Source organism: Sediminibacillus dalangtanensis, from assembly GCF_017792025.1.
Taxonomy (GTDB): Bacteria; Bacillota; Bacilli; order Bacillales; family Amphibacillaceae; genus Sediminibacillus; species Sediminibacillus dalangtanensis.
Window position 1 is genome coordinate 4,072,988 of the sequence record NZ_CP046956.1, and the last position, 21,284, is coordinate 4,094,271.

The 21,284-nt window shown below is 45.2% G+C and carries 19 protein-coding genes, 2 rRNA genes and 1 other annotated feature; all 21 genes read left to right on the plus strand.

The features are described from left to right. The first annotated feature begins 38 nt into the window (after nt 1-38). The 21 genes from ERJ70_RS19795 (at nt 39) to secE (ending at nt 21,270) form a co-directional block, all read left to right on the plus strand. Nucleotides 39-2,956 (plus strand): 23S ribosomal RNA (locus ERJ70_RS19795). A 386-nt stretch (nt 2,957-3,342) separates the two neighbouring features. Further along, nucleotides 3,343-3,458, plus strand: a 5S ribosomal RNA gene (rrf, locus tag ERJ70_RS19800). A 270-nt stretch (nt 3,459-3,728) separates the two neighbouring features. Beyond that, nucleotides 3,729-4,379 (plus strand): MgtC/SapB family protein, encoded by a 651-nt coding sequence (locus ERJ70_RS19805; RefSeq protein WP_209369580.1) that lies wholly within the window; start codon nt 3,729-3,731, stop codon nt 4,377-4,379. A 187-nt stretch (nt 4,380-4,566) separates the two neighbouring features. Continuing rightward, nucleotides 4,567-5,025: a CtsR family transcriptional regulator gene (locus tag ERJ70_RS19810; RefSeq protein WP_209366404.1), complete on the plus strand. Its 459-nt coding sequence runs from the start codon at nt 4,567-4,569 to the stop codon at nt 5,023-5,025. 18 nt (nt 5,026-5,043) lie between these two features. Continuing rightward, the gene (gene mcsA / locus ERJ70_RS19815; RefSeq protein WP_209366405.1) at nt 5,044-5,595 is read left to right on the plus strand and encodes a protein-arginine kinase activator protein McsA; all 552 of its coding nucleotides are present in this window, start codon (nt 5,044-5,046) and stop codon (nt 5,593-5,595) included. Beyond that, nucleotides 5,592-6,656 (plus strand): protein-arginine kinase McsB, encoded by a 1,065-nt coding sequence (mcsB, locus tag ERJ70_RS19820; protein WP_209366406.1) that lies wholly within the window; start codon nt 5,592-5,594, stop codon nt 6,654-6,656. Before mcsA ends, mcsB begins: the two co-directional genes overlap by 4 nt. 24 nt (nt 6,657-6,680) lie before the next feature. After that, complete coding sequence (clpC, locus tag ERJ70_RS19825; protein WP_209366407.1) at nt 6,681-9,134, plus strand: ATP-dependent protease ATP-binding subunit ClpC; 2,454 nt, start codon at nt 6,681-6,683, stop codon at nt 9,132-9,134. 214 nt (nt 9,135-9,348) lie between these two features. Beyond that, nucleotides 9,349-10,722, plus strand: coding sequence for a DNA repair protein RadA (gene radA, locus ERJ70_RS19830; protein ID WP_209366408.1), 1,374 nt, complete (start codon nt 9,349-9,351; stop codon nt 10,720-10,722). Beyond that, nucleotides 10,723-11,799 (plus strand): DNA integrity scanning diadenylate cyclase DisA, encoded by a 1,077-nt coding sequence (gene disA / locus ERJ70_RS19835; RefSeq protein WP_209366409.1) that lies wholly within the window; start codon nt 10,723-10,725, stop codon nt 11,797-11,799. Nucleotides 11,800-12,018: 219 nt separating this feature from the next. Beyond that, a complete protein-coding gene (locus ERJ70_RS19840; RefSeq protein ID WP_209366410.1) occupies nt 12,019-13,119 on the plus strand; it encodes a PIN/TRAM domain-containing protein in 1,101 nt (366 codons plus the stop codon). 141 nt (nt 13,120-13,260) lie between these two features. Further along, complete coding sequence (gene ispD / locus ERJ70_RS19845; RefSeq protein ID WP_209366411.1) at nt 13,261-13,938, plus strand: 2-C-methyl-D-erythritol 4-phosphate cytidylyltransferase; 678 nt, start codon at nt 13,261-13,263, stop codon at nt 13,936-13,938. A 30-nt stretch (nt 13,939-13,968) separates the two neighbouring features. Further along, entirely contained in the window at nt 13,969-14,451 is a 483-nt protein-coding gene (gene ispF / locus ERJ70_RS19850; protein ID WP_209366412.1) for a 2-C-methyl-D-erythritol 2,4-cyclodiphosphate synthase, read from the plus strand. Nucleotides 14,452-14,544: 93 nt separating this feature from the next. Further along, entirely contained in the window at nt 14,545-16,014 is a 1,470-nt protein-coding gene (gltX, locus tag ERJ70_RS19855; RefSeq protein WP_209366413.1) for a glutamate--tRNA ligase, read from the plus strand. A gap of 44 nt (nt 16,015-16,058) precedes the next feature. After that, nucleotides 16,059-16,272 (plus strand) — a binding site (T-box leader). 119 nt (nt 16,273-16,391) lie between these two features. Continuing rightward, complete coding sequence (gene cysE, locus ERJ70_RS19860) at nt 16,392-17,045, plus strand: serine O-acetyltransferase (protein WP_209369582.1); 654 nt, start codon at nt 16,392-16,394, stop codon at nt 17,043-17,045. Then, nucleotides 17,026-18,426, plus strand: a complete 1,401-nt coding sequence (gene cysS, locus ERJ70_RS19865; RefSeq protein ID WP_209366414.1) for a cysteine--tRNA ligase — start codon at nt 17,026-17,028, stop codon at nt 18,424-18,426. The genes cysE and cysS overlap by 20 nt, the downstream gene beginning before the upstream one ends. Before the next feature lie 2 nt (nt 18,427-18,428). Then, nucleotides 18,429-18,827: a Mini-ribonuclease 3 gene (locus ERJ70_RS19870; RefSeq protein WP_374099742.1), complete on the plus strand. Its 399-nt coding sequence runs from the start codon at nt 18,429-18,431 to the stop codon at nt 18,825-18,827. Between the two features lie 6 nt (nt 18,828-18,833). Further along, nucleotides 18,834-19,577, plus strand: coding sequence for a 23S rRNA (guanosine(2251)-2'-O)-methyltransferase RlmB (rlmB, locus tag ERJ70_RS19875; protein WP_209366416.1), 744 nt, complete (start codon nt 18,834-18,836; stop codon nt 19,575-19,577). 2 nt (nt 19,578-19,579) lie between these two features. Further along, nucleotides 19,580-20,089, plus strand: coding sequence for an NYN domain-containing protein (locus ERJ70_RS19880; RefSeq protein WP_209366417.1), 510 nt, complete (start codon nt 19,580-19,582; stop codon nt 20,087-20,089). An 83-nt stretch (nt 20,090-20,172) separates the two neighbouring features. Beyond that, nucleotides 20,173-20,829 (plus strand): RNA polymerase sporulation sigma factor SigH, encoded by a 657-nt coding sequence (gene sigH, locus ERJ70_RS19885; RefSeq protein WP_026569030.1) that lies wholly within the window; start codon nt 20,173-20,175, stop codon nt 20,827-20,829. A gap of 71 nt (nt 20,830-20,900) precedes the next feature. Continuing rightward, on the plus strand, nt 20,901-21,050 hold the full coding sequence (gene rpmG / locus ERJ70_RS19890) for a 50S ribosomal protein L33 (protein WP_074601229.1): 150 nt from the start codon (nt 20,901-20,903) through the stop codon (nt 21,048-21,050). A 40-nt stretch (nt 21,051-21,090) separates the two neighbouring features. Next, nucleotides 21,091-21,270, plus strand: coding sequence for a preprotein translocase subunit SecE (gene secE / locus ERJ70_RS19895; RefSeq protein WP_074601230.1), 180 nt, complete (start codon nt 21,091-21,093; stop codon nt 21,268-21,270). The last annotated feature ends 14 nt before the right edge of the window (nt 21,271-21,284 follow it).

The window sequence follows — 21,284 nt, forward strand, 5'->3', positions numbered from 1 at the left end:
TCAACGACATTGAAGTAACACGTCATTCACGAACGATAAGTTAAGTGAAGAAGGGCGCACGGTGGATGCCTTGGCACTAGGAGCCGATGAAGGACGGGACAAACACCGATATGTCTCGGGGAGCCGTACGTAGGCATTGATCCGGGAATTTCCGAATGGGGGAACCCCCTGCCCGTAATGGGGCAGGACGCTTATCTGAATTCATAGGATAAGTGAGGCAGACCCGGGGAACTGAAACATCTCAGTACCCGGAGGAAGAGAAAGCAAATGCGATTTCCCAAGTAGCGGCGAGCGAAACGGAAACAGCCCAAACCAGAGAGCTTGCTCTCTGGGGTTGTAGGACACTCCATCGGAGTTACCAAGAAACAATTTAAGTGAATCGATTTGGAACGATCAGCCAAAGAAGGTAAGAGCCCTGTAGTTGAAAGATTGTTTCCTCCGGAGTGGATCCTGAGTACGGCGGAACACGAGGAATTCCGTCGGAATCCGGGAGGACCATCTCCCAAGGCTAAATACTCCCTAGTGACCGATAGTGAACCAGTACCGTGAGGGAAAGGTGAAAAGCACCCCGGAAGGGGAGTGAAAGAGAACCTGAAACCGTGTGCCTACAAGTAGTCGAAGCCCGTTAATGGGTGACGGCGTGCCTTTTGTAGAATGAACCGGCGAGTTACGATCTCCTGCAAGGTTAAGTCGGATAGACGGAGCCGCAGCGAAAGCGAGTCTGAACAGGGCGAATAGAGTAGGGGGTCGTAGACCCGAAACCGTGTGATCTACCCATGTCCAGGGTGAAGGTCAGGTAACACTGACTGGAGGCCCGAACCCACGCGTGTTGAAAAACGCGGGGATGAGGTGTGGGTAGGGGTGAAATGCCAATCGAACACGGAGATAGCTGGTTCTCTCCGAAATAGCTTTAGGGCTAGCCTCAAGAGTTGAGTACTGGAGGTAGAGCACTGATTGGACTAGGGGCCCTCATCGGGTTACCGAATTCAGTCAAACTCCGAATGCCAGCCACTCGATCTTGGGAGTCAGACTATGGGTGATAAGGTTCATAGTCGAAAGGGAAACAGCCCAGACCGCCAGCTAAGGTCCCAAAGTATACGTTAAGTGGAAAAGGATGTGGAGTTGCTTAGACAACCAGGATGTTGGCTTAGAAGCAGCCATCATTTAAAGAGTGCGTAATAGCTCACTGGTCGAGTGACTCTGCGCCGAAAATATACCGGGGCTAAACGTATCACCGAAGCTGCGGATTGTTCTTGCGAACAATGGTAGGAGAGCGTTCTAAGTGCAGCGAAGTCAGACCGTGAGGACTGGTGGAGCGCTTAGAAGTGAGAATGCCGGTATGAGTAGCGAAAAAAGAGTGAGAATCTCTTTCACCGAAAGCCTAAGGTTTCCTGAGGAAGGCTCGTCCGCTCAGGGTTAGTCGGGACCTAAGCCGAGGCCGAAAGGCGTAGGCGATGGACAACAGGTGGATATTCCTGTACCACCTCCTTTCCGTTTGAACGACGGGGGGACGCAGAAGGATAAGGAAAGCGCACTGCTGGTCATGTGCGCCCAAGCAGTAAGAGAGTCGGATAGGCAAATCCGTCCGGCAATCTCAAGCTGTGATGGGGAGGGAAATAAAGTACCGAAGTTCCTGATTTCACACTGCCAAGAAAAGCCTCTAGTGAGGAAAGAGGTGCCCGTACCGCAAACCGACACAGGTAGGCGAGGAGAGAATCCTAAGGTGATCGGGAGAACTCTCGTTAAGGAACTCGGCAAAATGACCCCGTAACTTCGGGAGAAGGGGTGCTTCTTTTGCGAGAAGCCGCAGTGAATAGGCCCAAGCGACTGTTTAGCAAAAACACAGGTCTCTGCGAAGCCGTAAGGCGAAGTATAGGGGCTGACACCTGCCCGGTGCTGGAAGGTTAAGGGGACGCGTTAGCCGCAAGGCGAAGCGTTGAACCGAAGCCCCAGTAAACGGCGGCCGTAACTATAACGGTCCTAAGGTAGCGAAATTCCTTGTCGGGTAAGTTCCGACCCGCACGAAAGGTGCAACGACTTGGGCACTGTCTCAACGAGAGACCCGGTGAAATTATACTATGCGTGAAGATGCGCATTACCCGCGACAGGACGGAAAGACCCCGTGGAGCTTTACTGTAGCCTGATATTGAATGTTGGTACAGCTTGTACAGGATAGGTGGGAGCCTTAGAAACCGGAGCGCTAGCTTCGGTGGAGGCGCCGGTGGGATACCACCCTGGCTGTACGGACCTTCTAACCCAGGACCGTGATCCGGTCCGGAGACAGTGTCAGGTGGGCAGTTTGACTGGGGCGGTCGCCTCCCAAAGAGTAACGGAGGCGCCCAAAGGTTCCCTCAGAATGGTTGGAAATCATTCGCAGAGTGTAAAGGCAGAAGGGAGCTTGACTGCGAGACCTACAAGTCGAGCAGGGACGAAAGTCGGGCTTAGTGATCCGGCGGTGCCGTATGGAAGGGCCGTCGCTCAACGGATAAAAGCTACCCCGGGGATAACAGGCTTATCTCCCCCAAGAGTCCACATCGACGGGGAGGTTTGGCACCTCGATGTCGGCTCATCGCATCCTGGGGCTGTAGTCGGTCCCAAGGGTTGGGCTGTTCGCCCATTAAAGCGGTACGCGAGCTGGGTTCAGAACGTCGTGAGACAGTTCGGTCCCTATCCGTCGTGGGCGTTGGAAGTTTGAGAGGAGCTGTCCTTAGTACGAGAGGACCGGGATGGACACACCGCTGGTGTACCAGTTGTTCCGCCAGGAGCATAGCTGGGTAGCTACGTGTGGAAGGGATAAGTGCTGAAAGCATCTAAGCATGAAGCCCACCTCTAGATGAGACTTCCCATCATTTTAAATGAGTAAGATCCCTCAGAGACGATGAGGTTGATAGGTCCGAGGTGGAAGCGTGGTGACACGTGCAGCTGACGGATACTAATCGATCGAGGACTTAACTTAAAACAAAAAGTGAAGGCGACTGGTCAACAGCGTATGGATAGATCAGCCAGATGGTAGTACGCCGCTTTGAGCGTACGAAAAGCTGGATGAACTATACACTAGCTGTTAGGAGCCGTAACTGGATTAAAACAAAAAGCGTCGCGGGCTTGGTCAGATGCGACACGCATAAGCCAGTCACCGAAAAGCCCTGCTTTATGGGCTTGTAGGGGAATGACTTATGACGCGAGCATCTAGCCCGCAGAGCTGGATTCAAACGTGTGAAGTTCGTTGATGTCTTCCTTCTTATCTAGTTTTGAAGGTACACTTTCTAAAGTTGTACACAAAGGAAGTTCTGTTAAAACCGTTCACGTCCTGTGAACAACACAGAACGACCTGCATCCTGCAGGTCTGGTGGCAATAGCGGAGAGGCCACACCTGTTCCCATGCCGAACACAGTAGTTAAGCTCTCCAGCGCCCATGGTAGTTGGGGCTTTGCCCCTGCGAGAGTAGGACGCCGCCAGGCAAACAAAGACATCCTTGAATGAGTCAGTCTCGTTCAAGGATGTCTTTTTGTGTTATATAAATCGGCCTGCTTTTCGGAAGGAAAAACGAAGAAAAAGTTTTAAAAAGAGTCGTTAGAATTTAAAATAGAAACAATCATTCCCATTCATCGTTCCTACATAAGATAAAAGAAAGCCCGATTTCAATTAGCCAGTAAAGGGTATTTAGTTCATTAGAAGAAGGGGGAAGTATAGTGCAATTATCTAGTTTAATTCATGAAGATTTTACTTTAATGATAATCCGTTTATTTGTAGCCCTGCTGCTGTCCGGCCTCATCGGATTTGAAAGAGAGTGGAATAACCATGCCGCAGGCTTTAGAACCCATATATTAGTGGGGGTAGGGTCCTGCTTGATGATGCTTTTATCCATATATGGGTTTGAAACATTTATGGAGAAGTATGATAATGTTCGATTTGACCCTGCACGTATCCCCTCTTACGTGATTAGCGGAATAGGATTTTTGGGTGCCGGGACGATTATGGTTCATGGAATTAATATCCGAGGTTTAACAACAGCAGCATCCATTTGGGCGGTTGCTGGTCTTGGCCTTGTAGTAGGTGCGGGGATGTATAGCCTGGCTGCAGTAGCTACGTTAATTATTTTGCTTAGCTTAGTATTTCTGCAACAGGTGGAGAGAATATTTTTAAAAAAACGGGCAAATCTTCATTTTGAATTGATTGTCGAGGAAGGGTTGAAAATTGAAAGCCTGCTTCGTATTTTTGAAAGATATCAATCAAAAATTGAAAAAATGGAAGTAGAAAGAGCAGAGGATGATGCAAGAAGTCTGTTTATCGAACTAGAAAATAAAACACAAATTGATAAGTATCAATTGATCGAAGAAATGTCTTCCCTCGAACATTTAAAAAGGGTAAAGGAAATTTGAAGGGATTATTCATTCATAAGAAGAATTCATATAAAACAAGAACAAAAAATCAAATTACGGAAGTTTATTCATTCTTTTTAAGGAAAAGATATTTACTGAACTTTTTTATTTGCATCCCAGGAAAAGATGAGTATAATAAAAGTAAAGTCAAAGATAGTCAAAGTCAAAGCTGAGGAGGGGAGGGCAAATGAGTAACATATCTGATGTAATTGAGCGTTACTTAAAAGAGATTCTGCGTGAGAATAATAAAAATGCGGTTGAAATTAAAAGAAGTGAAATAGCGAACCAATTCCAGTGTGTGCCTTCTCAGATAAATTATGTGATTAAAACCCGCTTTACTGTGGAAAGGGGCTATATAGTCGAAAGTAAACGTGGAGGCGGAGGCTATATTCGCATCATTAGAATTGAAAATGAAGATAAAGCAAAATTGATCGATGATATTATTAAAATGATTCAACCTGCGGTAACACAGCAGGCTGCTGTGGATATATTGGAGCGAATGCTGGAGGAAGAGTTGATTACCAAACGTGAGGCAAAGATGATGGCAAGTGCCATCGATCGCAGCACTCTTGCCTTTCAACTGCCGGTTCGTGATGAGGTGCGGTCCCGCATAATGACCGCAATGCTTGCAACTCTAAAATATTAGGCAGAAGGGGGAGTTGGCATGGAGTGCCAAGAATGCCATGAACGTCCAGCTACCTTGCATTTTTCAAAAATTGTCAATGGTAATAAAACAGAAATCCATGTATGTGAATATTGTGCGAAAGAAAAAGGGTATATGGGATATGAAGACGAAGCATACTCTTTGCATAATTTATTGTCCGGTTTGTTTAATTTTGATGCTGGATCAGGTTTTAGTGAACAGCATACGAGCAGTGTACCTTCTGAAAAGGGGCTCACTTGTCCGAAATGCGGCATGACCTATCAGGAGTTTGCCAGAATAGGTAAGTTTGGTTGCGCACATTGTTATCAAACCTTTTCTGATCGGCTCAATCCGGTGTTTCGCCGTGTTCACAGTGGGAACACAACCCATCATGGAAAAATACCTTCCAGAATTGGAAGTGGTATTCAACAGAAACGGAAGTTAAGCGAGTACCGTGAACAACTGAAGCAGTTAATTGCCAACGAAGAGTTTGAAAGCGCTGCTGAGGTGAGAGATAAAATTAAACAATTGGAAAAAGACCTTAACCGTGACGGGGAAGGTGAGGAAGAATGAGCTTACAGCAATTTATGAATGAAGCAATCAGTCCATGGATGAAGGAAGAAGGCCCGGATAGTGACATTGTGATGAGTAGTCGTATTCGCCTGGCAAGAAACTTTGAACAAGTTCCTTTCCCGATCATTGCCGATTCGGCTGATTTGGAAAAAGTGCTTTTGTTTTTCCAGAAGGAATATGAGCATCAATCTTTTTCCAACTATAATGACCTGGCGCTCGTTAAAATGCGTGACTTGAAGCCGATTGAGAAAAAAGTTTTAGTTGAAAAACACCTAATCAGCCCTCATTTGGCAGAGAACGATGAAGAGGCTGCCGCCTTGATATCGAGCAATGAGCAAGTATCGGTAATGGTGAATGAAGAAGATCACATCCGGATTCAATTGTATTTTCCGGGTTTTCAACTGGAAAAAGCACTTGAACAGGCATTTACCTTTGATGATTGGCTGGAAGAAAGAATCAATTATGCGTTTGATGAAAAGCGTGGTTACTTGACGAGCTGTCCGACAAATGTAGGAACCGGGATGCGTGCTTCTGTCATGATGCATTTACCGGCCCTGGCTCTTACTCAAAAAATCAATCGGATGATTCCGGCAATTAGCCAGTTGGGCTTGGTAGTTAGAGGTATATATGGCGAAGGAAGCGAAGCTATCGGGAACATTTTTCAAATTTCTAATCAGATTACCCTGGGAAAATCGGAACAGGACATCGTCCAGGACTTGCGGAGTGTCGTCAATCAACTGATCGATCAGGAACGCAAAGCTAGGCAGTTACTGGTAGAACAATCAGAGTTACAGCTTGAAGACAGGATTTTCCGTTCCTATGGCATCCTTCAGCATAGTCGGATCATTGAATCGAAAGAGGCTGCGAAATGCTTGTCAGATGTGCAGCTAGGTATCGATGTTGGTTATATAAATGATATCTCGAAAAGCATTCTCAACGAGTTAATGATCCTGTCCCAGCCCGGATTTTTACAGCATTATGCAAAAAGAATGCTGTCAGCAAAAGAAAGAGATGTGCTTAGGGCTTCATTGATCAGAGAGCGGTTTAAACTGGAAATTTAACTAATGTAAGGAGGAAGACCTGATATGATGTTTGGTCGATTTACCGAAAGAGCACAAAAAGTTTTGGCCTTATCCCAGGAAGAAGCGGTCAGGTTAGGGCATAACAATATTGGAACAGAACATATTCTATTAGGATTGGTAAGAGAAGGGGAAGGTATTGCTGCCAAAGCATTAAGCTCTCTCGGACTTGAAACGGAAAAAATCCAGGAAGAAGTAGAACAATTAATTGGACGCGGACAAAAAGTGTCACAGACGATTCATTATACGCCGCGTGCAAAGAAAGTCATTGAACTCTCGATGGATGAAGCTCGAAAGCTGGGGCACTCATACGTAGGAACGGAACATATTCTATTGGGCCTTATCCGAGAAGGGGAAGGTGTCGCTGCAAGGGTTTTAAACAATCTTGGAGTCAGTCTGAACAAGGCAAGACAACAAGTATTGCAATTGTTGGGCAGCAATGAATCGGCGGCTGGCCAGCACGGCCGTAATGGTTCTCAATCAACTGCCGCCAATACACCGACCTTAGATTCACTGGCAAGGGACTTAACTTCGATTGCCAAGGACGGAAACGTAGATCCGGTTATCGGACGTGGAAAAGAGATTGAACGTGTCATTCAGGTGTTAAGCCGTCGAACCAAAAACAATCCTGTATTGATAGGGGAGCCTGGAGTCGGTAAAACAGCTGTGGCTGAGGGGCTTGCCCAAAAAATTGTGAATAACGACGTGCCGGAAATTTTGCGTGATAAACGAGTCATGACTTTGGATATGGGTACGGTTGTAGCTGGTACCAAATACCGCGGTGAATTCGAAGATCGTTTAAAGAAAGTAATGGAGGAAATACGCCAGGCCGGAAATATTATATTATTCATCGATGAACTTCATACGCTAATTGGAGCTGGCGGTGCAGAAGGCGCCATAGACGCTTCCAATATTCTGAAACCGTCTCTTGCCCGTGGAGAACTGCAATGTATCGGAGCAACAACCCTGGATGAATATCGTAAGTATATTGAGAAGGATGCAGCACTGGAACGACGTTTCCAACCAATCCAGGTTGATGAACCAACGATGGATCAATCGATGCAAATTTTGCGGGGACTGCGTGATCGTTATGAAGCCCACCATCGTGTCACCATTACCGATGAAGCCATCGAAGCTGCCGTTACATTATCTGATCGTTATATCACCGATCGCTTTTTACCAGACAAAGCCATCGATTTAATTGATGAAGCAGGTTCGAAAGTACGTCTACGCTCTTATACTGCTCCGCCAAACCTGAAAGATTTGGAGCAAAAGCTGGAAGAAGTTCGTAAGGAAAAGGACGCAGCGGTTCAAAGCCAGGAATTTGAAAAAGCGGCATCTTTAAGAGACAGCGAACAGCGTTTGAGAGATGAGCTGGATCAGACAAAAGAAGAATGGAAGGAACAGCAGGGTCAGGAAAGCTCGGAAGTGACGGTCGAGGACATTGCCAGTGTCGTTTCGACATGGACGGGTGTCCCGGTTTCCAAGCTTACCAAAGACGAAAGCGAACGCCTGCTTAATATGGAAGAAGTATTGCATGATCGGGTAATCGGGCAGGAGGAAGCGGTGAAAGCCGTTGCGAAAGCCATTCGTCGTGCCAGGGCCGGATTGAAGGATCCAAAACGTCCAATCGGTTCCTTTATCTTCCTGGGACCTACAGGCGTCGGTAAGACGGAGTTGGCTCGTGCTCTGGCTGATACGATGTTCGGTGATGAGGAAGCGATGATTCGCATCGATATGTCCGAGTATATGGAAAAACACTCGACATCCCGTCTTGTTGGTTCGCCTCCGGGTTATGTCGGTTATGAAGAAGGCGGACAATTGACAGAAAAAGTAAGAAGGAAACCATATTCCGTTGTGCTGCTCGATGAAATAGAGAAAGCACATCCTGAAGTCTTCAATATTCTCCTACAAGTACTGGAAGACGGAAGATTGACCGATTCAAAAGGAAGACTGGTCGATTTCCGGAACACGGTGTTGATTATGACTTCCAACGTAGGTGCCAGTGAATTGAAGCGCAACAAGTATGTAGGTTTCAATCTTGGAGACGAGGATCAAGGTTATAAAGGGATGAGGGATAAGGTAATGGATGAATTGAAAAAAGCATTCCGCCCAGAATTCCTTAATCGGATTGATGAAACAATCGTCTTCCACTCTCTGGAAAGAAAGCACATGAATGAAATTGTCACCTTGATGGCGAATGAACTGCAAAAAAGATTGGCAGACCAGGACATTGAGTTCACCTTATCCGATAAGGCGGTAGAAAAAATCGCAAATGAAGGATTCGATCCGGAATATGGTGCACGTCCTCTCCGTCGTTCCATTCAGAAGAATGTCGAGGATTTACTGTCCGAAGAATTGTTGAAAGAAAAGATTCAAAAAGGGCAAAAAGTGAAAATCGATGTCAACAAAAATGATGAGTTTACCGTTACGGCACAAAAAAGCAAGGCAGTCGATTAAGTTTGAAAAACGGAAGGTTAAATCCCTTCCGTTTTTTTCATTTTAAAAAGTAGAAGTTCAGTGATAATACTGACATGTCGGAACAAGTATAGGCATTCATGGTGTCCCTGCGCTGTTTATCCTTTTAAAGGAATCTATATTTTTTAATAAATTGATAGAAGTCTGTAACTTGTTCGTTATCTCATTCGTATACAATAGGTGAGGAGAGATTATTTTGGCAAAAAGAAAGACAAAGTATGTTTGTCAGGAATGTGGGTACGAAACACCAAAGTGGATGGGGAAATGTCCCAGCTGTCATAATTGGAATACTTTTGTGGAGGAGATGGAAGCTTCTTCTTCCACGAGGCACACATTTCAAGTACAATCTGGAACCAAATCAAAACCAGAAAAAATTACTGCTATCCAGTCAGAAGAAGAACCGCGGGTTACAACGAAAATGCCGGAATTCAACCGGGTGCTTGGCGGAGGAATTGTCCCTGGCTCGTTAGTCCTAATTGGCGGGGATCCAGGAATCGGGAAATCGACCCTCCTATTGCAGGTATCTTCCCAACTGGCAAGAAAACAAATGAATGTATTGTATATATCGGGTGAGGAATCGGCTCGCCAGACAAAGCTGCGGGCAGACCGTCTCGGCGTAACATCGGACAACCTTTACGTGCTGGCCGAAACGAATTTACTGGATATATCCAATCAAATCGAGCAATTGAACCCGTCCTTTGTGGTCATTGATTCGATTCAGACCATTTATCGGGAGGAAGTCACCAGTGCCCCCGGTAGTGTTTCACAAGTGCGGGAATGTACGAGCGAACTCATGCGTATAGCTAAGAGTAAAGGAATACCTATTTTCATAGTCGGCCATGTCACCAAAGAGGGATCAATAGCGGGTCCGAGGCTCCTTGAGCATATGGTGGACGCTGTCCTTTACTTTGAAGGGGAACGTCATCATACTTTTCGTATCTTAAGAGGGGTGAAAAACCGCTTTGGAAGCACGAATGAAATGGGTATCTTTGAAATGAAAGAAGAAGGCTTGCGGGAAGTAAACAATCCATCGGAAATTTTTCTCGAAGAACGCTCGCAGGGAGCAGCAGGCTCCACCGTTGTTGCTTCCATGGAAGGAAGCCGGCCGGTACTGGTGGAAATCCAAGCACTGATATCTCCCACCAGCTTTGGTAATCCAAGGCGAATGGCTACAGGTATCGATCACAATCGCGTCCCGCTTTTAATGGCTGTTCTAGAAAAACGAGTCGGTCTGATGCTGCAAAACCAGGATGCCTATGTGAAGGTTGCTGGAGGGGTGAAATTGGATGAACCCGCCATTGACCTGGCAGTTGCTGTTAGTATTGCATCCAGCTTCCGCGACCAGGTTTCCAGGCCGGATGACGTGTTGATCGGCGAGGTGGGACTGACCGGCGAAGTTCGAAGGGTAGCGAGAATTGACCAAAGAGTCCAGGAGGCAGCGAAGCTTGGGTTCCAGCGGGCAATAATTCCAGCGAAAAATCTTGATGGATGGACGACTCCGAATAATATTGAAATCATCGGGGTGAACACGGTTCAAGAAGCCTTAAAAGTGACGCTGGGAGGAAACTAAATGGAATGGCAGGGTAGAAAAGAAGCAAAGGTATTAGAGGCAATGCTGAAGTTTGTAGCTCCTGGTACTCCTATGAGACAGGGGATTGATAATGTATTGAGAGCAAACACCGGGGGCCTGATTGTCGTCGGCAGTCCCGATAAACTCAAGGGGGTTGTCGATGGCGGATTTGCGATAAATGCTTCTTTTTCCCCTGCTAATCTATATGAACTGGCAAAAATGGACGGAGCTATCCTTCTCAGTGAGGATGCGTCGACCATTCTTTATGCCAATGTTCAATTGATGCCGGAGCCGACCATTCCTTCCAAAGAAACAGGAATGCGCCACCGGACCGCTGAACGAGTGGCAAAACAGACAGAAACGCTAGTGATTGCCATTTCAGAACGAAGGAACGTCATCACACTTTATAACGGCGGTATTCGTTATGCGTTGAAAGAAATGGGCGTCATCCTAACAAAAGCGAACCAAGCAATGCAGACATTGGAAAAGTATAAAATCGTTCTTGATCAGACTTTGACAAATTTAGGCGCACTGGAATTCGAGGATTTGGTGACATTAACAGAGATTGTGCAAGTCTTTCACCGGATAGAAATGGTGCTGAGAATCAAAACAGAGATACTAAAATATATTACGGAGTTGGGGACGGAAGGACGTCTAATCCAATTGCAATTGACTGAGTTGGTTGCTGATATCGAAGTAGAGGCTGCCCTCATTATCAGGGATTACAGCACGGATTCAGGCTTGTCACCAGAAGAGATGCTGCTGAAAATGCAGGAAGTAGTTTCAGCTGAGCTTACCAGCGAGGAACACATCATCAAAATGCTGGGATATAGTCTCGACTTTAAACGCGATGCTATCATTTATCCACGGGGATACCGGGTTCTAGCCAAGATACCGCGTCTTCCTCACGTAATCATCGATTATCTTATTGATCATTTTGGAATGTTGAATGAAGTAGCCAATGCGTCTACTCAAGAGCTTGTTTCCGTTAATGGAGTCGGAGACATAAGGGCCAAAAAAATCAAGGACGGGTTGAACAGGCTGCAGGAGCAGCTTTTCATCGACAGGACTATTTAAAATAGTTTGACTATGAATACTTACTGTGATAAAATCTTTATTTTTGCTCATTTGACTGATTTTGTCAAGTATGATACTTTAAATTTAGAAACCTGCCTATTAAGCGATTCGGCGAAAAGGCGGTTTCCACTGGAAAATGAGCTTTACACTACGAAGAAACAATTATTCGGGGATAAAATTTATATATTTGGAGATACTGACTCATAGGAGGTGACCTTGGTGCTAAAAAGAATTGTACAGCTGTTCATCATTATAGCTGGCGGAACTATTGGATATTTGTATATACCAGATCTATTGGAATTAACAGGCCTTACGAATGGAAACTGGGTTGAGTCACCATATGCAGGTCTAGTATTTGGGGCAATCATTTTATACTTACTATCATTTTGGGTGGTAGATTACATCGTAGACTTTTTGCGGTGGGTTGAAGAGACGCTTGTCAAAGCTCCAGTCGGAGACTTGTTATTCGGCAGTCTCGGATTGATTCTCGGGCTGGTAATTGCCTATTTAATAACCATACCAATTTTGGATATTGAGATTAAGCTTGTTTCCCAGGTATTGCCGATATTTGTGACGTTTTTATTGGGATACTTCGGTTTCCAGGTCGGTTTTAAACGAAGAGATGAATTTTTGAATTTACTGACGCTTGCCAGGAAGGAAAAAGACAAGACGGTCGTAGAGGAGAACGAGACAGAATCGAATCGGCAAATGCCTAAGGTGAAAATCCTTGATACCAGCGTCATTATTGACGGTAGAATTGCAGATATCTGTCAAACCAACTTTCTGGAAGGTACGGTATTAATTCCGCAGTTTGTATTGGAAGAACTGCAGCACATTGCTGATTCTTCAGATGTCTTGAAACGAAATCGAGGACGGCGCGGACTGGATGTTCTGAATCGGATGCAGAAAGAGCTGCCTGTGAATGTGGAGATTTATGAAGGAGATTTTGAAGAAATCCAGGAAGTAGACAGTAAGCTTGTCAAACTTGCTAAAGTGATCGACGGGATTGTCGTTACCAATGATTTCAACTTAAATAAAGTATGTGAATTCCAGCATGTCCAGGTATTGAATATCAACGACCTGGCAAATGCCGTGAAGCCGGTCGTCCTTCCGGGAGAAGAGTTGACTGTCCAGGTCATTAAAGACGGGAAGGAACAAAACCAGGGGGTTGCATATCTGGACGATGGCACGATGATTGTTGTCGAAGAAGGCAAGGAATACATTGGCAAAACAATTGAGGTGTTAATCACCAGTGTTCTGCAAACTTCTGCCGGCCGTATGATTTTTGCGAAACCAAAATTACTTGAAAAAGCACTATAAAAAAGGTATAACTTATAGAGGAAAACAAAAGTGATAACAGTTCTGTTATCGCTTTTGTTATGAGAGGGCCTTTTATGATATCAACATATAAACAGAATGAACAGGGAATGTTCCTTAGATTAAAACTAGGATGATACAATAATGAGGAGTTATCAGGCTATTATACTGGCAGCTGGTCGGGGAAAGCGGATGAAGACCGGAGAAAACAAACAGTTTATCAACATCAGTGGAAGGCCGCTGATCCTTCATACACTCGATGTGTTTTTGCAGGATAGCTGGTGTACTGCGATTACGTTGGTAGTGAACCCAAAGGACGAAGAGCGGATGAGAGGGCTGCTTGAATCGGTCTCCTCCCATAAGGATATCCGTCTGGTCATGGGCGGAGAAGAACGTCAGCAAAGTGTGTTTTGCGGTTTGAAAAGCATGAAGGGGTACACAGGCATAGTGTTTATTCATGATGGTGCCCGTCCGTTCGTAGCAAACGACCACCTTCACGCGTTGGCTGAAGCGACTGTGGAAAACCGGGCAGCACTGTTGGCGGTGCCTGTAACGGACACAATCAAGCAAGTGGTGAACGGGCGTTTACGGACACTGGACAGAAAAACGCTCTGGGCGGCACAAACACCGCAAAGCTTCGATTTTGAGCTGATTTATCAGATACATCAACAGGCAGCTGGACAAGGGATTCTGGGTACAGACGATGCTTCTTTGGCGGAGCATTTTGGCTATGATGTAGGGATTGTACAAGGAAGCTATCATAACATTAAAATCACAACACCTGAAGACTTGGGGAAAGCTCAAGCTTTTTTTGGGAAGTAAACAGAATAACAAGTAAAGGGGATAACGGTCATGTTCCGTATAGGACAAGGTTTCGATGTCCACCAGTTTGCCGAAGGGCGTCCTTGCATTATCGGTGGAGTGGACATTCCTTATGAGAAAGGACTTTTGGGCCATTCCGATGCAGATGTACTGCTCCATACAATTGCGGACGCATGCTTGGGAGCAATAGGGGAAGGAGATATCGGCAAGCATTTTCCGGATACAGATCCGTTGTTTAAAGATGCGGATTCTGAGCGTCTGCTGGCCCATGTTTGGCAATTGGTCGAGGAACGCGGGTACCAACTGGGTAATCTTGATTGCACGGTCATTGCGCAGGCTCCCAAAATGGCGCCATACATTGAAGCGATCCGGGGCAACATCTGCCGGATCCTGGCGGTCGATGTCTCGCAAGTAAATGTAAAGGCGACGACGACGGAAAAGTTAGGGTTCCCGGGGAGAAAAGAGGGAATTGCTGCGCAAGCGGTAGTGTTGTTGCATAATAATCTACAATGAGCGGTATTAGTGGTAGAATGGGTACAGACATGAATGCATGAATGTAGGCAGTGAAAAAATAGATTGGTTCATAAAAGGAAGGAGCTCGGCAAGATGACGAACGAAGTAAGGGTGCGCTATGCGCCCAGCCCAACCGGACATTTACATATAGGGAATGCCCGCACGGCTTTATTCAACTATTTATATGCCCGTCATTTGGGCGGTAAATTTATTATCCGTACAGAAGACACGGATGAAAAAAGAAACGTAGCGGGCGGTGAAGAAAGCCAGCTTAGTTACTTGAAATGGCTTGGAATAGAATGGGACGAAGGTGCAGATATTGGCGGCGATTACGGTCCATACCGGCAGACAGAGCGGCTGGAATTATATCAAAAGTACGTAGATGAACTGCTGGAAAGAGACCTTGCATACAAATGTTATATGACAGCTGAAGAACTGGAGCAAGAGCGGGAAGAACAAAAAGCTAACGGACAGGTTCCGAAATATTCCGGTGCCCATAGCAATCTCTCAGAGGAAGAGATTCAGCAGTTCGAAGCGGAAGGTCGCCAGCCGAGCATTCGTTTCCGTGTGCCGAAGAATGTTACGTATAAATTCAATGATATCGTCCGAGGAGATATTACTTTTGATTCCAGTGATTTTGGAGATTGGGTAATCGTGAAAAAAAACGGGATTCCTACTTATAATTTCGCTGTCGCAATTGATGACCATTTAATGAAAATCTCCCATGTGCTTCGGGGAGAGGAGCATATCTCCAATACACCAAAACAGATGATGATTTACGATGCGTTTAATTGGGAGCCGCCAAAGTTCGGCCATATGACACTGATTTTGAACGAAAACCGTAAGAAGCTGAGTAAGCGGGATGAACATATTCTCCAATTTATCGAACAATATAAAAATCTTGGCTATTTGCCGGAAGCATTGTTCAATTTTATTACGCTATTGGGCTGGTCGCCGGTAGGAGAAGAAGAATTGTTTACCAAACAGCAGTTCATCGAAATGTTTGATCCGGATCGTTTGTCCACGTCCCCGGCGATTTTTGATCCGCAGAAACTGAAGTGGATGAATAACCAGTACATCAAAGCGGCCGATTTTGATCATGTCGTGAAACTGGCATTGCCTCATTTGATTCACGCAGAAAGACTGCCGGCAGACATGGAGAAAGAACAGGAAGATTGGGCACTGGAACTGATTGGGCTTTATAAGGAGCAATTGAACTACGGAGCGGAAATCGTAGAATTGACGGAGCTTTTCTTCCGTGAGGAAATTCAGTACAGCGAAGAAGCGCTGGAGGTTCTTAACGAGGAGCAAGTTCCAGAAGTGTTATCTGTTTTCGCTGACAAGCTTGAAGCGAGTGATGATTTCACACCGGATGCAATCAAAGCAGAAATCAAAGCGACTCAAAAAGAAACGAAACAAAAAGGGAAAAAATTGTTCATGCCGATCCGTGTGGCGACAACCGGTCAGGTTCATGGACCGGAATTGCCTAATTCGATCCATTTGTTAGGGAAGGATACAGTCCTGGCGAGACTGCGTTCCGCCATTGAACAAATCAGCAAGTAAAGCTTCACATTTTCATCGTTTTGTAATATAGTAATACTACAAAAAATCGAGCGTTGAAGAGGAGAAGTAAAAAGCGGCAGGCTTAGAAAGAGAGAATCACCACCGGCTGAAAGTGATTTTAAGCATCCGTTTTTGAAATGCACCTCTGAGTCCCTTATTGAAACGAGTAGGTAAGGGCGGCTGCCTGCCGTTAACCAGGAACTTGAGTTGGGGGATTTTTTCCCAAACAGAGTGGAACCGCGCTTAAGCGTCTCTGTGTATCTATACACAGAGACGCTTTTTTGTTAGGTAAGGAATGAAGCTTTTCCATTTTTGACGATTTGGGAATCAGGGATGACAACAAGGAAGGGAGGCGGTCTTACGTGGGTTTTTTCAGAATGCTGAAAGAAGATATTCTAGTCGTGTTTGACCAGGACCCGGCTGCCCGTACTTATTTTGAGGTTATTTTAACGTACGCAGGGTTACATGCAATCTGGGCACATCGGGTTGCTCACGCTTTTTATAATAAGAAGTTTTATTTTATTGCCCGGGTAATTTCACAATTCAGCCGTTTCTTGACAGGGATTGAAATTCACCCTGGGGCAAAAATAGGAAAAAGATTTTTTATTGACCACGGAATGGGTGTGGTAATCGGGGAAACATGTGAAATCGGGGATAACGTTACCATCTTCCAGGGAGTCACCTTAGGGGGCACTGGAAAAGAGAAGGGAAAAAGACACCCAACGATTAAAAATAATGCTTTAATCGCAACCGGAGCAAAAGTGCTCGGTTCGATTGTGATTGGTGAGAGCTCTAAAGTAGGGGCTGGATCGGTGGTCCTCCATGATGTTCCTGACCACTCAACAGTAGTTGGAATTCCCGGACGAGTGGTCATTCAAAACGGAGAACGTGTACGAAAAGATCTTGATCATCATAAGCTGCCTGATCCCCTTTCGGAGGTAATGAAAGAGATGGATGCTGAAATAAAAGCTTTGCGGAAAGAATTGGATAAGTTAAAAGGAGTGAAGAGTCATGACAATACAACTTTATAATACATTGACCCGGCAAAAGGAACCCTTCGAAACCATAGAAGAAGGAAAGGTAAGAATGTATGTCTGCGGTCCAACTGTCTATAACTATATTCATATAGGGAATGCACGCCCTGCGATCGTATTCGATACGGTAAGAAGGTATTTGGAATATCGCGGATATGCGGTCAACTATGTATTGAATTTTACGGATGTCGACGACAAAATAATCAAAGCGGCAAATGAACTTGGGGAAGAAGTGCCGGATATATCGCAGCGGTTTATCAATGCTTATAAGGAAGATGTCGGTGCTCTGGGGGTAAAACAAGCTGACCATCATCCCCGCGTAACAGAAAGCATGGAGGAAATCATTGAATTTATCTCCTTGCTGATAGAAAAAGGGCACGCATATGAAGCGGACGGTGATGTGTATTTCCGCACCCGCTCCTTTGACAATTATGGAAAACTATCCCATCAATCGATCGACGAGCTTCGTTCTGGAGCCAGAATTCAGATAGGAGAGAAAAAAGATGATCCACTGGATTTCGCTTTGTGGAAACAAGCCAAGGCAGATGAAATCTCATGGGATTCTCCCTGGGGAAAAGGCCGTCCGGGATGGCATATAGAGTGCTCGGCCATGGCGAAAAAATACCTAGGTGACACCATTGACATTCATGCCGGAGGCCAGGATTTAACTTTTCCGCATCACGAGAACGAAGTAGCCCAATCGGAAGCTGGAAATGATAAACAGTTTGCGAACTATTGGATGCATAATGGTTATATCAATATAAATAATGAAAAAATGTCCAAATCGATGGGGAACTTTGTTCTGGCTCATGACTTGATAGAACAGCATGATCCACAGGTAGTACGATTCTTCATGTTGAGCGTCCACTACAGGAACCCGATCAATTTCAGCGAGGCATTACTGGAAAGTGCTAAAAACAGTTTGGACCGGATTAAAAATGCCTATTTAAATCTGGAGCACCGCAAACAGTCCAGTACTAATCTTGACGGAAACGAGGAAGAATGGCTGGAAAAAGCGGAGGGTTATCAAAGAAGATTCGTGAAGGAGATGGACGACGATTTCAATACGGCCAATGCAATAGCTGTATTGTTCGATATAGCAAAAGATGCCAATGTTTATTTGCAGTCTAAGCAAACTTCCGAACGGGTCATCAACAGACTGATGGAACTGATGGAACAGCAGACAGGCGTCCTTGGCATTCAGTTGAAACAAGAAGAGGAATTGCTGGATAAAGAAGTAGAAGCATTGATCAAGCAAAGGAATGACGCAAGGAAGGACCGTGATTTCGCGTTGGCGGACCAAATCAGGGATGATCTGAAGGAACAGGGGATCATTCTCGAGGATACACCGCAAGGTACGCGGTGGAAGCGGGGATGAACATGGCGGAAATAGATGTAAAACAAATGAAGAGCCTGAATCTGGCTTATATGGGGGATGCCGTTTATGAAATCTATGTAAGGCATCATCTTATTAGAAAAGGAAATGTAAAGCCAGATCAATTACACCGGTCTGCAGTCGCGTTTGTCTCCGCTAAGTCGCAAGCCAGGGTGATTACTGATTGGCTTGAGAAGGAACGGTTGTCTATGGAGGAAGAAGGTGTCGTCCGGAGAGGCAGGAACGCCAAATCCGGAACGGTGCCGAAAAATACAGATGTACAAACCTATCGGTATAGTACTGCTTTTGAAGCGCTGTTGGGCTATTTATACTTGGGAGGAAATATAGAAAGGCTGGAACAATTAGTTGCGGAAGCCATCGCATTCGTAGAGGAAAGGGGTTGATTGATAATGGCTGAAGAATGGATCATTGGCAAAAATCCGGTTACAGAAGCATTGAAATCCGGACGATCGATCAATAAAATTTTGATTTCAGACCAGTTGCAAAAACAAGCATTTCATAAAATTCAGTCACTAGCCAAGGAGAATGGCGTGACAGTACAGCAAGTGCCAAAGCGAAAGATAGACCAGCTGGTGGAAGGCAATCATCAGGGGGTAGCTGCAGCTGTCGCTGCGTATGCATACAGCAGCCTGGAGGATTTATTCGAAGCTGCCGAACAAAAGGACGAGCCTCCGTTCTTTATGATTTTAGATGAAATAGAAGATCCGCATAATTTAGGATCTATTCTCCGTACCGCTGACGCGGTCGGAGTACACGGGGTCATCATTCCGAAACGCCGATCGGTTGGCTTGACCGCAGTAGTAGCCAAAACTTCGGCAGGAGCGATTGAGTATATCCCTGTCGCCAGAGTAACTAATATCGCAGCCACGATCGATGAATTAAAGGAAAGAAACGTATGGGTGGTCGGTACTGCTGCAGATGGTTCAGAGGATTATCGGGAACTGTCGGCAGATATGCCGTTAGCCCTTGTCATCGGCAACGAAGGGAAAGGAATGAGCAGGCTTGTGAAAGATAAGTGCGATTGGACAGTAAGGCTGTCAATGAAAGGGGAAGTTTCCTCGTTGAATGCCTCTGTTGCTGCGGGACTGCTTATGTATGAAGTTTTTAGAAAACGGAATCCGCTTGGTGAATGACAATGGATGTATTAGTGGTGGACGGATACAACATCATCGGTGCCTGGGATGAATTAAAGAAATTAAAAGATCATGACCTGGCTCAGGCTCGTGATCTTTTAATTGCCAATATGGCAGAGTACCAAGCGTACAAAGGAATGAGGGTAATCATCGTATTTGACGCTTATTACGTCCAGGGCCTTGCGAAAAAACAACAGAATTTCAAGGTGGAAGTAATTTTTACGAAAGAAAAAGAGACGGCTGATGAATGTATCGAAAAATTAATCAAACAATTGAAAAACGTGAAAACCCAAGTGTATGTCGCTACTTCAGATTTCACAGAACAACGTACCATCTTTGCTCAGGGGGCGCTCCGCAAGTCCGCTCGAGAGCTATATATTGAAATGAAGAATATAGAGAAAGAGATAGAGGAAGATTTAGAATCTTATCGAAATATCCAATCCTCCTCCAAGATTCCGATCAAAAAAGATATATTGGAAGTGTTCGAAAAATGGCGAAGGGGAGGACATTAGTCGACACCTGTTATTGACGATAGTGAAACGCTTACTGTATAATATTGCTATATTCACGGCAGTATAGTCGGGGGGAATCCTGGGTGACCATCACACACACGGAGACAGACGATCAGGAATTAGGCTATGAGAAACTTGAAGACGATGAGTTGATTGAATTGGTTCATCAGGGCCAAACTTATGCCTTGGACTATTTGATTACGAAGTACAGAAACTTTGTTAGGGCAAAAGCCCGGACCTACTTTTTAATCGGAGCAGACCGGGAGGATATAGTACAGGAAGGCATGATTGGTCTCTATAAGGCAATTCGGGACTACAAAGGAGATAAGCTTTCTTCTTTTAAAGCATTTGCCGAACTATGTATAACCCGCCAAATTATCACTGCAATCAAAACAGCCACCAGGCAAAAGCATATCCCATTAAATTCTTATGTTTCACTGGACAAGCCTATTTATGATGAAGAGTCAGACAGGACACTCATGGATGTGATTGCCGGATCTAAGGCCGTCGACCCTCAAGAGTTGATTGTGAACCGTGAGAAATTCGGGGACATGGAATATAAAATGTCAGAATTGTTAAGCGAATTGGAACAACAAGTGCTCAGTCTTTATCTGGACGGCAGGTCTTACCAAGAAATTTCCGTCGAGTTGAAACGGCATGTGAAATCGATCGATAATGCCCTTCAGAGGGTGAAGCGCAAACTGGAGCGTTACTTGGAAATCAGTGAGTTGAGTCTATAAACGTAACGTTGACAGGCTCTTGTTCCCATGCTACATTGGTATGGTGAAAAACCCTGAAACGGGGTGATGGAATGAGACGTAAAGTAGTACTGGCCTGTGTGGACTGCCTAAGCAGAAACTACAGTACAGATAAGAATAAAACAGAGAATGCCGAACGGTTGGAAGTTCGCAAGTTTTGCAAAAGATGTGGAGCTCATACCCTGCATCGGGAGACGAAATAAGTAAAAGCCGGTCTGTAGGCCATAAGTTTGGGGGTAAAGCATGAAACTTATCACATTCTTTAAAAATGTTTCCAGGGAAATGAAAAAAGTGAGCTGGCCAAAAGGTCGGGAACTGACAAGCTATACCATTACTGTTGTGTGTACCGTTGCGTTTGTAGCAGTCTTTTTTGCTGTTATCGATTTGGGAATTACGGAAATTCTTAATCTATTGTTTGAATAATTAATGGTAGTTTA